This window comes from Treponema bryantii (assembly GCF_900111035.1).
Taxonomy (GTDB): Bacteria; Spirochaetota; Spirochaetia; order Treponematales; family Treponemataceae; genus Treponema_D; species Treponema_D bryantii_C.
This window is the reverse complement of sequence record NZ_FOFU01000001.1, coordinates 597,504-611,847: the sequence shown is the minus strand read 5'-3', so window position 1 is coordinate 611,847 and position 14,344 is coordinate 597,504. Positions and strand designations below refer to the sequence as shown.

General features: G+C 35.1%; 11 protein-coding genes. 8 read left to right on the top strand and 3 right to left on the bottom strand.

The window, feature by feature from the left end; all coding sequences use genetic code 11:
- The first annotated feature begins 1 nt into the window (after window position 1).
- Both BMY21_RS15555 and BMY21_RS03025 read left to right on the top strand, forming a co-directional pair.
- On the top strand, window positions 2–2,059 hold the full coding sequence (locus BMY21_RS15555) for a dipeptide/oligopeptide/nickel ABC transporter permease/ATP-binding protein (RefSeq protein WP_083379646.1): 2,058 nt from the start codon (window positions 2–4) through the stop codon (window positions 2,057–2,059).
- On the top strand, window positions 2,059–3,027 hold the full coding sequence (locus BMY21_RS03025) for an oligopeptide/dipeptide ABC transporter ATP-binding protein (protein WP_074640761.1): 969 nt from the start codon (window positions 2,059–2,061) through the stop codon (window positions 3,025–3,027). Before BMY21_RS15555 ends, BMY21_RS03025 begins: the two co-directional genes overlap by 1 nt.
- Window positions 3,028–3,036: 9 nt before the next feature.
- On the opposite strand, the gene BMY21_RS03020 is transcribed toward BMY21_RS03025, so the two are convergent.
- The 3 genes from BMY21_RS03020 to BMY21_RS03010 form a co-directional block, all read right to left on the bottom strand.
- Window positions 3,037–3,597 (bottom strand): DUF2812 domain-containing protein, encoded by a 561-nt coding sequence (locus BMY21_RS03020; RefSeq protein ID WP_074640759.1) that lies wholly within the window; start codon window positions 3,595–3,597, stop codon window positions 3,037–3,039.
- Between the two features lies 1 nt (window position 3,598).
- The gene (locus BMY21_RS03015) at window positions 3,599–3,910 is read right to left on the bottom strand and encodes a PadR family transcriptional regulator (protein ID WP_074640757.1); all 312 of its coding nucleotides are present in this window, start codon (window positions 3,908–3,910) and stop codon (window positions 3,599–3,601) included.
- A gap of 355 nt (window positions 3,911–4,265) precedes the next feature.
- Complete coding sequence (locus BMY21_RS03010) at window positions 4,266–4,949, bottom strand: DUF3800 domain-containing protein (RefSeq protein WP_074640755.1); 684 nt, start codon at window positions 4,947–4,949, stop codon at window positions 4,266–4,268.
- A gap of 296 nt (window positions 4,950–5,245) precedes the next feature.
- Between BMY21_RS03010 and BMY21_RS03005 the strand changes: the two genes are divergently transcribed.
- The 6 genes from BMY21_RS03005 (at window position 5,246) to BMY21_RS02980 (ending at window position 14,340) form a co-directional block, all read left to right on the top strand.
- Window positions 5,246–5,464: a helix-turn-helix domain-containing protein gene (locus BMY21_RS03005; protein WP_074640753.1), complete on the top strand. Its 219-nt coding sequence runs from the start codon at window positions 5,246–5,248 to the stop codon at window positions 5,462–5,464.
- Window positions 5,465–5,481: 17 nt separating this feature from the next.
- A complete protein-coding gene (locus tag BMY21_RS03000) occupies window positions 5,482–8,712 on the top strand; it encodes a type I restriction endonuclease subunit R (RefSeq protein WP_074640751.1) in 3,231 nt (1,076 codons plus the stop codon).
- 9 nt (window positions 8,713–8,721) lie between these two features.
- A complete protein-coding gene (locus tag BMY21_RS02995; RefSeq protein ID WP_074640749.1) occupies window positions 8,722–10,596 on the top strand; it encodes a type I restriction-modification system subunit M in 1,875 nt (624 codons plus the stop codon).
- A gap of 2 nt (window positions 10,597–10,598) precedes the next feature.
- The gene (locus tag BMY21_RS02990; RefSeq protein ID WP_074640748.1) at window positions 10,599–11,807 is read left to right on the top strand and encodes a restriction endonuclease subunit S; all 1,209 of its coding nucleotides are present in this window, start codon (window positions 10,599–10,601) and stop codon (window positions 11,805–11,807) included.
- 2 nt (window positions 11,808–11,809) lie between these two features.
- The gene (locus BMY21_RS02985) at window positions 11,810–12,910 is read left to right on the top strand and encodes a toll/interleukin-1 receptor domain-containing protein (protein ID WP_074640746.1); all 1,101 of its coding nucleotides are present in this window, start codon (window positions 11,810–11,812) and stop codon (window positions 12,908–12,910) included.
- A 77-nt stretch (window positions 12,911–12,987) separates the two neighbouring features.
- Window positions 12,988–14,340, top strand: a complete 1,353-nt coding sequence (locus tag BMY21_RS02980) for a hypothetical protein (protein WP_074640744.1) — start codon at window positions 12,988–12,990, stop codon at window positions 14,338–14,340.
- Window positions 14,341–14,344: the final 4 nt, after the last annotated feature.

The following is a 14,344-nucleotide window of genomic DNA, read 5'->3' as shown; positions in this document are numbered from 1 at the left end:
AATGAAAAAGTTAGCACAGTATATCAAGACAAGACCTCTCGCATTGACCTCTCTTATTTTCCTCGCCCTCGTTTATCTTGTAATGATTTTTGCAGAGTTCTTTGCACCTTACCAGCCGACACAGACCTTTGAAATTAACACATACCATCCGGCAAATCTTCAGCTGACAAGTCACGGCATCAAAGTTCGCGAGTGCCGCACCATCAGTAAAATCAACTGGAAGTACGCCCGCGTAAAAGACGAAGGCTACACCCACGACTTCAAACTTTTTGCTAAGGGCTACGAATATAAACTTCTCGGCTTTATCCCATGCGACCGCCATCTCTTTGGAACAAAGGACCTGGCTTACCCGGCATATCTTCTTGGCGCCGACCACCTTGGCCGCGACCTTTTCAGCCGCATAATTTACGGAAGCCGCATCTCCCTTACAATCGGTTTTGTCGCCACCGCAATCGCCATGGTGCTTGCAATAATCTTCGGCGGCATCTCCGGTTACTTCGGCGGAAAAACCGACTGGTTCATAATGCGCTTCGCCGAGTTCTTTATGCTCATCCCAAGCCTATACTTTATCCTTTTCCTGCGCTCGCTCTTAAACAGCCGCATGGATTCAGGAACCTCATACATGATAATCACGCTGATTCTTTCGCTGGTCGGCTGGCCGGGTAGTGCAAGAACCATCCGCGGAATTGTACACTCCGTAAAACGCGAAGAGTTTATTCTCAACACCAAACTCGAAGGCCTTCCATCCCTCGTCGTAATTTTCGGCCACATCATTCCGCAGATTACAAGTCTTTTGATTGTAAGCATAACGCTGAGTGTTCCGGGCTTTATCATGAGCGAAACAACACTTTCATATCTTGGCCTTGGTATCAGTGATCCTGCCGTGAGCTGGGGTTCTCTTATCAACCGTGATATTTCAACTCTCTCAAATCTCAGAAACTTCCCATGGCTTTTGTATCCGGTTCTCATGCTGCTGCTTGTGACTCTTGCCTTCAATTTTGTCGGTGATGCGCTCCGTGATTTCTACGATCCGTACAGTGCAGTATTTAAGAGATTTAAGAAAGTGAAAGGGAATGGCTTCCCCCGCTCTAATCGAGAATCCGTTAAAAACCGAGCTGCGGCAGCGGGTCGGTTTAGGATTTTCCACCAAATTGCGCACATCCGGGCTATGCCCGGATGTACCCCTTCTCCTAAGGGCTCCGCCCTTAAGAACCCGGCATCACCGTCAGACAACATCCTCTCTGTCCAGGACCTTCACGTTACCTTCCACGTACTCCGCGGAACAGAGTGGACACCATTCGAAGCTGCCCGCGGCGTTTCCTTTGATGTAAAAAAAGGCGAAATCCTCGGACTCGTCGGCGAATCAGGAAGCGGTAAGTCTGTTTCAACAACAGCCATACCGGGACTCCTTCCACAGAATGCAGAATGCACCGGCCACATTTATTACAATGGAGTTGACCTTCTTTCGCTCTCACAAAAAGAACTCCGTGAATACCGCGGCAAAAAGATAGCCCTTATTTTCCAGGAGCCGGGCCGTTCTTATGATCCTCTTCAGAATGTAGGAAGCATCTTCTTTGAAACATTCAGAATCCTCGAACCAGAGATTACCCGCGAGGCTGCAGACAAAAAGACAATCGAACTTCTCACACAGGTTGGAATCCCAGAACCGGATAAGCGACTCAAATCATATCCTCATCAGTTTTCTGGCGGCCAGCTTCAACGTATCGGAATTGCACTTGCTCTTGCCCAGAACTGTGAACTCTTAATTGCCGATGAGCCTACAACCGCACTCGACGTAACAATTCAGGCACAAATTATTTCGCTCCTTTTGAAGCTGCAGAAAGAACGAAATCTATCAATCATCTTCATCAGCCACAACATCAATCTTGTTGCCCAGATTTCAGACAGAATTGCCGTAATGTATCAGGGCCAGATTATTGAGACAGGAAGTCCAGATGAGGTTATAAAAAATCCTCAGCACGAATACACACAAAAGATTGTTTCATCACTCATTGAATTTGGAACTCATTACACAGACAAGAAAGGAGGGCAGAACTAATGGCAAACGAAAATATCATCGAAGTAAATAACCTTTCAAAAACCTTCAATCTGGAAGCAGGCTTTTTTGCAAAAAACAAACAGAATGTTTACGCCGTAAACGACGTCAGCTTTGCAATTAAACGCGGAACAACTTACGGCCTCGCCGGTGAGTCAGGCTGCGGAAAAACCACAACCGCAAGACTTTTAATCCAGCTTTATAAACAGACAAGCGGCTCAATAAAATATTTTGACGCCGAAGAAAAACTCCCACAGGAAGTTAAAGCCTACAAAAAAAATCAGCTCCGCCTTTACCGCGAAAAAGTAAAATACATTTTCCAGGACCCGGCCCGCTCACTTAATCCAAGACTCAGCATTTACAATGTACTTACAACAGGCCTCAAGTATTCTTCGCTCTGGCAGGGAAAAGCCGCCGCCCGTGAGCTTGCAGAAAAAATAATCACAGAGGTAGGCCTCTCACCAGAAGATCTCGAACGCCGTCCCGCAGAGTTCAGCGGCGGCCAGAGACAGCGCATTTCAATTGCCCGCGGCCTTATTATGAATCCGACACTTCTTGTATGCGATGAAGTTGTTTCTGCTCTGGACGTTTCAATTCAGGGCCAGGTTTTAAACTTACTGCAGGATCTCCGCCAGACCAGAAATCTCAGCTATCTTTTCATTACCCACGACCTCAAAGTAGCCTGCTACTTCTGCGACACTATCGGAGTAATGTATCGCGGCTACATGGTAGAAGAAGCCCCGGCTGCTGACCTTTATAAAACAGCCTTACATCCTTATACACAGCTTCTTTTCGAAGGTGCACAGGGAGTTCTCAACAATTCAAATCAGGAAGTAAAGACAACATTGCAGCAGGAAAACTGCTGTCCGTTTGCATACCGCTGTCCAAAAGCAACTGAGCGCTGTAAAAAAGAACTTCCTGAGTTTACGAAGATTTCTGAGGGACACAGAGTAAGGTGCTTTGAAGCTTAATAAATATGTTTATTCAAGTCTTTCCTTAAGCTTTCTTATTTTGACTAAGCTCTTTATGAAAACATAGGTATAAAGAACAAACATTACACCAAAGATAATTGTTATTATATTATCAAAAATTGATGAACCAAAGTCTCCATGAATTCCTTTTATAAAGTTTGGAATTACAGCACAAAGGAAAATTGTAATGAAGGGCAGGAGTCTGCGCTGCTGGATCTTCTGAAGCATCTGTAACTTTGAAGAATTATCAGAAAAAATCTCGTTGCTATTATCAGTATTATTTGCAGCAAGTGGTTTTCTAAAAATTGAAAAGCCGTTTACCGACCACAAGAATTCCCAGCCGTTATCAGCAAACATCTGACGATACTCAGGATTCTTTGAGCCGTTCTCATTTGTAAAATCAATTCTGTATGTCATATCTTCCGGTTCACATTTTTCAAACTTGTATAAACCAGGGAGCTTAAAGCTTACAACCTTCCAGCCGTTCTTGTGCTGTTTTTCAAGAAAAGCCTGTTCTTCTTCATATTCAAAAAGTGTATAAAATCTAAAAAGTGTCTTTGTGTTTTTCATTTTATTTTCCTCCAATATTTCTATAAAGTCTTTTGATTCGTTCTATTTCCAGCTGCAGAACTTCCTGGCCAACTGAAGTGATTTTGTACAGCTTTCGTTTTTCTTCTTCACGAACAAATTCAATCAATCCATCTTTTTCCATTTTTCCTAATGATCCGTACATCGTGCCCGGTCCAATGTCTACCTGGCCATCAGTCATCTGTTTTACCTTTTGAGTTATATTGTATCCATGCATTTCTTCCTGAAGGCAAAACAAAATATAAAAGCCGGTTTCAGTCATCGGAACATAAACACGTTTAATTCTTGCATCCATGGCCACCTCTCCGAGTATTGTATTTCGATATATCGCACCTCGTTATAACGAAGCTAGATATAATATATCGTGGTGTGATATAGGTGTCAAGATTTTTTTTAAATATTTAATGCTGTAGAAAGTATTTTAAGGTTATTATTGAAAATGTTGGGAACAGAAGGAATTTCTATCATCACTACTTAAGTGAGTTAAAAAATCAAACCGTCCTCAACTCTAGTGCGCCAACCAATTAAGGAAATAACGCAGTTTTATTGGACGATTCTATGAATAAATATAGCACAAATAATGGAAAGGTCAATAGCAAAAGTATAAACGAGTGGGAAAGACAAAAAGTGTAAAACGAATGTACAGTTTATTATTGAATACGCTGTGAATTAAGTTTACGCCAGAAGTTCTTCTTGAAGTTCTGTCGGTTAGAAAAGAATTCTGCTTCTGAATTTGAGAACTGACCAATTTCGATTTTTGCATTGATATGGTCAAGTGTACATATTAAATCAGCTACCTGGAATAATTTATAATCTACAGGACTTACTTTTCTAACTTCAACATTGGCAAACATTGTATTAAAAAGTACATTTAAGATTCTCTTAAGTGGCTTTTGCCCATTGTCATAGTAGATTATGATTTTATCAAATGTATGCCAGTAATCCATGCAGGCTTCGAGCTTGTTTTTAATTTCCTTTGTAATTTTTGCTTCAAGAACATCTGAATCTGCGCATTCTGATTTTCTTACCAGGGCTGTAAAGAATCGAATAGGAATCTTTCTTGCAAAACGGAAAAGCAAGTTGAAAAGCTTTTGACGCTCTTCCACCTGCACAAGTTCATAAGCACCTTCTCGACGAATAAGAGGTGCTGTATGAATTGCATGATGCGGATAACCTAATGATGTAAGGTATTTTTCTAGACCGTCGATGTCAGCTTGTATGGAATCGGACTGTTCGTGAGCTATGACGGAAACGATATAAAATGGAGAATGAGATTCAAAATCACCAAAATCTCCAGCTTCATCAATGAAGCAACTTAAAATCTTTTCTGCCAATATGGGGTATACTCCGATAATTAAAGGTTAAAAAAGAAAGGCGCGGGATCCCCACGCCGTTTCGGTGGACCGAGGTCTTTCAACCAGCCCAATAATAATTATAATTATAACATCGGAAATGTCAATGATTTTTATTAAACTCATGATGCATTATAATTTTTACAAATTATTAAGCCTTTCTTGCTACATGGTATGTTTTATAATTTATATATTTATATTTTTGATAAACTAACTTTTCTTGAGAAAACGTGATTTTTATAACCTCTTTTCTATATACTGTGTTATAATATTAAACTATGCAAGTTGATTACACAAAACTTTGGGAACGTTATAAAGAAAAAGGATATAAAAATAAAACGGATCTCATAGAACTCGCAGGTATCTCAACTAATATAGTGGCAAAACTGAATAAAGGTGAATATGTCTCTATGGAAAGTCTTTCAAAGATTTGTATGGCTTTAGATTGTGATATTGGTGATGTTTGTGTAGAAAATGCTACAGCCAGTAATAAATAATTGAAGAGTAATTGGATATGAAGAGTTTTATTTCCGAAGATGACATTGAACAGGCTTTATTAAAAAAACTTAGTGCAGCTCCATTTAATTATGATCTTATTATCTGTGATTCAAGCTTAGATGCTAAAGATAATCCGGATAATGGCCCTCATCGTGATTCGGTTGAACAATGTATTCTTCCTGTTATTCTTAAAGAATCTCTAACTAGAATTAATCCTCATATCAGTGAAACTAATATAAATGAAACTGTAAAAGCTCTTTCTAAGAATTTTGCAGATAAAGATATAATTGAAACTAACTATAAGCTTTATCAGAAAATTAGAGAGAGCATTCAAGTTACAGAAAAACGAAACGGTATAGATGAGTTTGATTTTATAAAGCTTATTGATTTTGAAAATCCTGAAAACAATACTTTTACTGCTGTTTCTCAACTCTGGATAAAAGGAACTTTTGGTTATCGTAGACCTGATGTTCTTATTTTTGTGAATGGACTTCCTCTTGTTTTTATAGAACTGAAAAATGAAACTGTAAAAGTTCAGGAAGCATATAATAAGAATCTTACAGACTATAAAGATAAAATACCGAATATCTTTGCATTTAACCAGATTTGTGTTCTTTCGAATGGACGTGAAACTCGAATTGGTGCATTTAATGCTGATTATGAATTCTTTTTCCAGTGGCTTAAAGCTACAGACGAGAAAGAAAAGATTAACCGAAAGCAGATTTTTGAAGACGGTATTTCTATTGAAATCTTTGCTGACGGTTTATTAAAGAAAGAAACTCTGCTTGATTACGTAGAAAACTTTATTCTCTTCGATAATCAAAAAACAAAGATTATTGCTAAAAACCATCAGTTCCTTGGTGTAAATAATCTTTTCCGCCAGATGTACAAGCGAGAAGTATTAAAAGGAAAACTTGGTGTTTTCTGGCATACTCAAGGTTCTGGAAAATCATATTCAATGGTCATGTTTGCTCGTAAAGTTATGCGAAAGATTCCTGGTAATTTTTCTTTCCTGGTAGTTACTGACCGAGATGATTTGGATACACAGATTCATAAGACATTTGTAAGAACAGAAGTTATAAAGGCAAGCGAAGTTGTGCAGCCAGCAAACAGCGAAAAGCTTCGTGATTACCTGGGTACTAACCAGCAATTTGTATTTACTCTTATTCATAAATTCCGTTATGACAAAAAGAAAGAATATCCTCTTCTTTCAACTCGCAATGACATTATTGTAATGGTAGATGAAGCTCATAGAACTCAGTATGCAGACTTAGCAGAAAATATGAGACGAGGTTTACCAAATGCTAACTTTGTTGCATTTACAGGAACCCCATTACTTGGAAGTCAGAAACTTACAAATCAGTGGTTTGGTGATTATGTTTCTGAATATAACTTTGCACAAGCTATTGAAGATGGCTCTACTGTTCCTCTTTTTTATAGCAGACGTGTTCCTGAAGTTGGATTACAGAATAACTTCCTTGACGATGATGTTGTAAAAATTGTCGAAGAAGAAAAGCTTAATGACAGAGAAGAAGAAGCACTTGAAAATTCTAAATCAAAGATTATTGAAGTACTTGACCGTGATGAACGACTGGAAAAAGTTGCTCAAGATATTGCTCATCATTTTCCTCGCCGAGGTTTTCTTGGTAAAGCAATGGTTGTTTCTGTAACAAAATACACTGCTGTAAAAATGTATGACAAAGTTCAGAAATACTGGAAAAATGAAATACAGAATCTTTATAACGAACGAAACTCAATTGATCCAAATGATAAAGAAAAACTGAATCAGATTAATGCAATGATTGACTACATGGAAAAAACTGAAATGGTAGTCATCATTTCAGAAGAAGCTGATGAAGAAGAAAAGTTCAAAAAGAAAGGACTAAATATAAAACCACATCGTGACTTAATGAACGCTATCGACAAAGATGGAAATGATATTGAAGACAGATTTAAGAATGCACATGATCCTCTTCGTTTAGTTTTTGTTTGCGCAATGTGGCTCACAGGTTTTGATGTTCCAAGTCTTTCTACATTGTATCTTGATAAACCAATGAAGAGTCATACTCTTATGCAGGCTATTGCCAGAGCAAACAGAGTTTATCCAGACAAGACTGCCGGAATTATTGTTGATTATGTAAATGTATTTAAATACATGAATGATGCCTTAGCTGAATATGCAACAGGTGATGACGGAGAAGACTTCCCAGCAAAAGATATAGAAGCTCTCATTATTACTCTTGATGCTTGTATAAACGAAGCTGATAAATTCATGTCTTCTATAAATGTTGACCTAGAGCAGATTATTGCAGAGAAAGAAACTTTCTCAAAATCTCAGCTGATACTTGATGCCTATGACAAGATTGTAGATACAGATGACAAAAAGAATAAGTTTAGAGTTCTTACTAATACAATGCTTAATATTTATGAAGCAAGTAAACCAGAAATCTTTGAACGAACTCCAAAATGGGGAAACAAAAAATTTGCTCCATTAAAATATCTGCATGATTTATATACAAATGATATAGACCAGGAAAAGCTTGATAAAGCAAAAGAAAGATTAAGCAGTATTCTTGATAAGAGTATTTCAAGTCAGAATCCAAATGATCCTAATTCAAAGAATAAAGCTGAGTATTTAATTCATGAATATAAGGTAATTGATCTTTCTAAAATTGACGTAGAAGAACTTAGAAAAGAATTACAGACAGCCCAGTATAAAGCAATTGAAATTGACGACATTAAAATGTTTATAGAAATGGCTCTTAAAAAGCTTCTTGACCAGAACAAGGAACGCATTAAGTTCAGCGAGAGATTTAAGGCAATAATCGATCGTTACAATGCTGGTGGAAGTGAAAACGAAGATTACTATGAACAGCTTCTGGAACTTATGGAGCAGCTTAAAAAAGAATCTACACGAGCTGAAACAGAAGGACTTACAGAAGAAGAGCTTGAACTTTATGATTTATTAGACAAAGGTAAAAAGCTCACAAAAGATGAAGAGCAGAAAGTTAAGCTTGCTGCAAAACATCTATTTACTACATTAAAAGAAAACAAAGAAAAACTTTTGATTGTAGACTGGTATAAAAACGAACAGCCTATTAAGAAGGTACAGGATGTTATAGAAGAATCTCTGGATAAAGATTTACCAGAATCTTATGACAAACCTTCTTTTGAAGCAAAAACACAATTAATATTAAACCACTTTGTAGATATGGCCGTACAAGGTTACGGCTGGATTGCAGCATAGGAATTACAAATGACAGACAAAGAATTAAAAGAATTACAGGACAAACTTTGGGGAGCAGCTGATATTTTACGCAGCGGAGCTCATCTTGCAGCAAATAAATTTGGACAACCAATTTTAGGTTTAATCTTTTTACGATACGCAGACATTCGTTATAAACAGCATAAAGAAGAAATTGAAAATGAATTTAATTCATTAAAAGGAACTCGACGAGAAAAGAATTTCCAGGATATTGCTATAGAAAAATGTGGTTTTTATCTTCCTGAAGAAGCAAGTTATACAATAATTAATGATGCTCCTGATACTGCTGAAAAAGCAACGCTTGTAAAAAAAGCAATGGAAGCCATTGAAAAATACAATAAGCAGATGAATGGCGTTTTGCCGAAAGAAGTATTTGGACAGCTTGTTCCGGAAGAAGAGCCAGATTTATTAAGCCGAATTATGCGTATTTTTATGGATATTCCGGAAGACATAAGCATTGATTTGTTTGGACAGATTTACGAATACTTCCTTGGAAACTTTGCTCTTGAAGAAGGAAAAGGTGGAGGTGCATTCTATACGCCTGCAACTGTAGTTCGTTATATGGTTGAAGTATTAAAACCTGAATATGGAAATAAAAAATTCTTAGACCCGGCCTGTGGTTCTGGTGGTATGTTTGTTCAGGCAGCCCGCTACATGCATAACCATAATCAGAATGCTGCAACCGATGACATTATGCAGTTTGTCTGCAACGGTGTAGAAAAAGAACCTGATACTGTAAAGCTTGCTAAAATGAATCTTCTTTTGAACAATGTTCGTGGAGAAATAAAAGAAGCAAACTCTTTCTATTCTGACCCATACAACGCCTATGGTAATTATGATTATGTAATGGCTAATCCGCCGTTCAATGTTAATGAAGTAGTTTATGAAAGAATTAAGGATGACAAACGTTTTAATGAATACGGACTTCCAAAGAATAAATCTAAAGCTGGAAAGAAAGATGATAAAAAAGAAACTGTTCCAAATGCAAACTATCTCTGGATTAGTTATTTTGCAACAGCCTTAAATGAAAAAGGACGTGCAGCTTTAGTTATGGCAAACTCTGCCAGCGATGCCGGAAACAGCGAATATGAAATTCGAAAAGCAATGATTGAAAAAGGAATAATAAAGCAGATGGTAACGCTGCCAAGTAATATGTTCAGTACAGTTACCTTGCCTGCAACGCTTTGGTTCTTTGATAAGCCAAAATGCAATAGCCCTAAAAAAGATGAAATCTTATTTATTGATGCCCGCAATGTGTTTACTCAAGTAGACCGCGCACACCGAAAGTTTAGTGATGAGCAGATTAAAAACCTTGGAATAATTACAAGACTTTATGAAGGGGACACACAAGCATTTAATGACTTATTAGCAGAGTATCAAAAAAATATTGATAATGCTAAAGTAAAACATGATGCAGCTGTTGAAGATGAAAACAAGAGTTTTAATGCATTCTATCCTGATTATGAAAAACAGTTAAAGAATAAGAAGAATGCTGAAAAAGATTTAGCAGCAAGTAAAGAACAGCATAAGCAAATTTTAGATTTAATTGAAGCAGAATATAAAGACACTACGGAATATTTTACAGCTCAAATTAACTGGCTTAAAGAAAGATTCCCAGAAGGTAAATACCAAGATGTAATTGGACTTTGTAAAGTTACAAAGCTTGAAGGCGAAGACGGAATTATAGATCAGGATTATTCTCTAAACCCTGGACGCTATGTTGGTGTTGTAATTGAAGATGATGGAATGACAGAATCTGAGTTCAAAGAAACAATGCTTGGAATGAATGATGAACTTTCTAAATTGAATGAAGAAGCCAAGAAGTTGGAAAGTGAGATTGAAAGTAATTTGAAGGGATTGTTTTAAGAATGGAATTTAAATCTTATAGATTAGGTGAGCTTTGCCAACGACTAAGTAGTGGCAAATCGATTACTGCAGAAAACATTAAAGAAGAAGGCAAATATCCTGTTTACGGTGCAAATGGTCTTAGAGGTTATACTGATTCATATAACTTTGATGGTTCATGTGCCGTAATTGGTCGTCAAGGTGCATATTGTGGAAATGTAAAATATGTTTCAGGTCAAGTATACATGAGTGAGCATGCTGTTGTTGCGCAAGCAAACAAATATAATAATTCAAAATATTTGGCTTATAAACTCGGAATATTACAGCTTGGAAGATTTTCTGGGCAAGCTGCTCAACCAGGTTTATCTGTACAGCGTCTTTCAAGATTATTAATGGAAATGCCCGAAAAAGATTTTCAGGATAAAGTTTCAACTATTCTTTCACGTTACGATGAAGCAATAGAAAATAATAATAAACGCATAAAGCTTTTGGAAGAGATGGCACAAAATCTTTATAAAGAATGGTTTGTGCGTTTCCGTTTTCCTGGTTGGAAAAATGAACAATATAAAGATTCTTGCATTGGAAAAATCCCAAAGACATTTAGTGTTTTAAAACAGAGTGAGGTCATTTCTGATTATATTGGTGGTGGCTGGGGAAACGACGATGAATCGGCTAATTATCCAATTCAAGCTGCTGTTGTAAGAGGTGCAGATTTTCCAGAGTTTACAAAAGGTAATGTTTCTACTTGCCCTGTTAGATTTCACAAAAAATCAAATTATGAATCTAGAATTATTTCAGAAGACGATATTGTTTTGGAAGTTTCTGGTGGAACTCAAGAGCAACCTGTAGGTCGCACAGTAATTGTTACAAAAGAAAGACTAGAACGCTTTGATAACAAGCTTATTTGTGCAAGTTTCTGTAAGCTAATTAGATTAAACAAGCAAATTATAGCCCCATTCTTCTATTATTATTGGATGCAGTTTGTATATGACACAAGGATTATTGATCGCTATCAATTACAGTCTACAGGAATAATTAACTTTAAATTTGAATATTTCTTACGTAAAGGTGATGTATTATTACCTCCGTCAGAACTGATGTGGGAGTTTGATTCAAAAGTCAGAACAATTCATAAACAAATAGAAAATCTTGCAAAAGCAAATGAAAATCTTGCTAAGCAGCGAGATTTACTTTTGCCTAGATTGATGAGTGGAAAACTGGAAGTAAAATAAGAATGAATATAGAAAAAAAGAATTTTATACAAGAATACATAAAGCAATTAAAACGAGAAATATATTTATTTAACAAAGGTTCTTCGGATGAAGCAACTTTGTTTGATCTTATTACTGAAATAGTCGGTGTATTTTCTAAAGATTTTCCTGATTTACAAAAGGATTTATCATTTAATAATGGAACTGCTATGCGTGATGCTAGAATTGTTCTTGGTTTATTAAACAAAGAACTAATAGAAAATTCTATACCAGAACAAACAAATACTGATTATTCAGAAAACATAGATATTTTAAATCAATTAAGGATAGAAACTGCTAGTTTTAAAGATACTGCTTTAACATGGGAAAAACATGGAAATATTTGTAATTATTTTGAACAACTGGAACAATCTTTAAATGATAACAATATAAAAGCAATCAAAGTTTGCTTACAACTTATTGATGACTGGTATAACCAAACATTGGAAAGAATAATTAATGCAAGATATTGTTCACACAAAAATGAACACAAAAATAATGCTGCTAAAATAAAACAGTTTTTAGATAAAGTCTCATTAATTCCTGATAATTGTATTATACAAAATGAAGATACCCTAAAAGCTAAAACATCTAACAAATCAATAATTTTCATAAGTCATAGTTCAGCTGATAAAAAATATGGAGATGCTCTTCGAAAATTTATAATTGGTTTGGGAGTAAAAGACGAACAATTAATTTATACTTCACATCCACTTAATAAAATACCTTTAGATAAAAATATTTACGAATATTTACGAGAAAACTTTAATAATAAAGTTTTCATGATAATTCTTTGGTCAGATACATATCTCGAAAGCCCTGCTTGCTTAAATGAGATGGGAGCTGCTTGGGTTACTCAATCAGACTATACAAATATTTATAATCCGAATTTTACGTTTGGAAATCCAAAGTATCACCAGTGTGCTGTTGATACACGTAAAATGGGAGCCGTTTTAAGAAACGATGAACATTGTAAAGCAAATATGATTGAACTAAAAAATAAAATCTCAAAATTGTTTAATCTTAAAATTGATGAGAAACATTTTATGGTCTTATTAGATGAATTTATAAAAGATATTGAATGAGGCAAATTTTAATCTTACTAAGAAATAAGATTTTTATTTTATCTAGATTGACGAGTGGAAAATAGGAAGTAAAAAAAATGAATGATTTTTTAATAAATGAAAATGATATTTATTCCCCTAAAACAAAACAATACTTCAATGAAGTATTGAGTTCATATCATAATGGAAACTACCGTTCAGCAATAGTAATGTTGTACTCTACTGTCGTTTCAGACTTATTTTTAAAATTACAAGATTTAAGAGATACAAGTGAAGATAAAAAAGCTACAACGATACTGTCACAAATTGAAAGCAAAAGGATTGCTAAATCAGAAAATGGAACACAATTTGATCCAAGTTGGGAAAGAGATATTGTTAATAAAATTGCAAAAGAAACGAACTTACTTGATACTGATATAAAAATGGAAATTGATCATCTTCATGATGTAAGAAATCTTTGCGCACATCCTGCATTAAATTCAGATTTTGAATTATATTATCCATCAAAAGAAACAACAATAGCATACATAAAAGCTATTTTTGAAGGAGTTCTTATAAAACCTCCTTATTATATTTCAAGTGTTTTTGATAGATTAACAGAAGACTTAGAAAATCAAAAAACTATTCTCTCAAACGATCAATCAGCTTTAGAGCATTATTTAGATAAAAGATATTTTGCAAGAATGCCATCTCAAATGATAATCAATATTTTCAAAAAACTTTGGAAATTTGTATTTATGAAAGATGATGATGAACGCTGTGTTGAGAATAGAGAAATAAATGCAAAATGTATTTCAGCAATAATTTCTCTAAAAAAGGAATTGGTAATTAAAGAATTATCACAAGACGAAACTTATTATGATTTTTCATTAGATAATGAAAAATGTATATTATTAATCAATATTTTTTCACAAGAAAAAGATTTATATAAATTTATAAAACCTTTCTGGAAGCAAACTTTTGAAACGACTTTATTTAATTTACCTCATAGAAAAGGAATACTTTCTTGGTTTGTCCATAATGATAGTTATGAATATTATACATGGTTAATAAATGATGAAGAAGTTAATGCAGATAAAGGATTTGATTACAATACTTTTGAAGCATTAAAAAAATTCTTTTCTGACAATGGAATGGTTATTGAATGGCAAGATTATTCTATACTTCATTTTTCTAAAAGTTTTGATTTTAATTCTGCAGACTCTCGTTTTTCGAAATATATAGAACCTATATTAGATAAAATCACAAAACCCCAATTAGATAAATTAATGAATGCTATAAATGAAAATGATCAAATTTATAGAAGAGGTAGAAGTAAATCTGACAATACCAAAATTGTTAGAGCCGTTTTTGAACGTTTTTCTTTAGATTCGAATTATTTTGATCAATATGATGAATTTAATTATGATGAAAAAGTTTTTGTAAAAGCTGAAGAAGATATAGAATTTTAGGAGT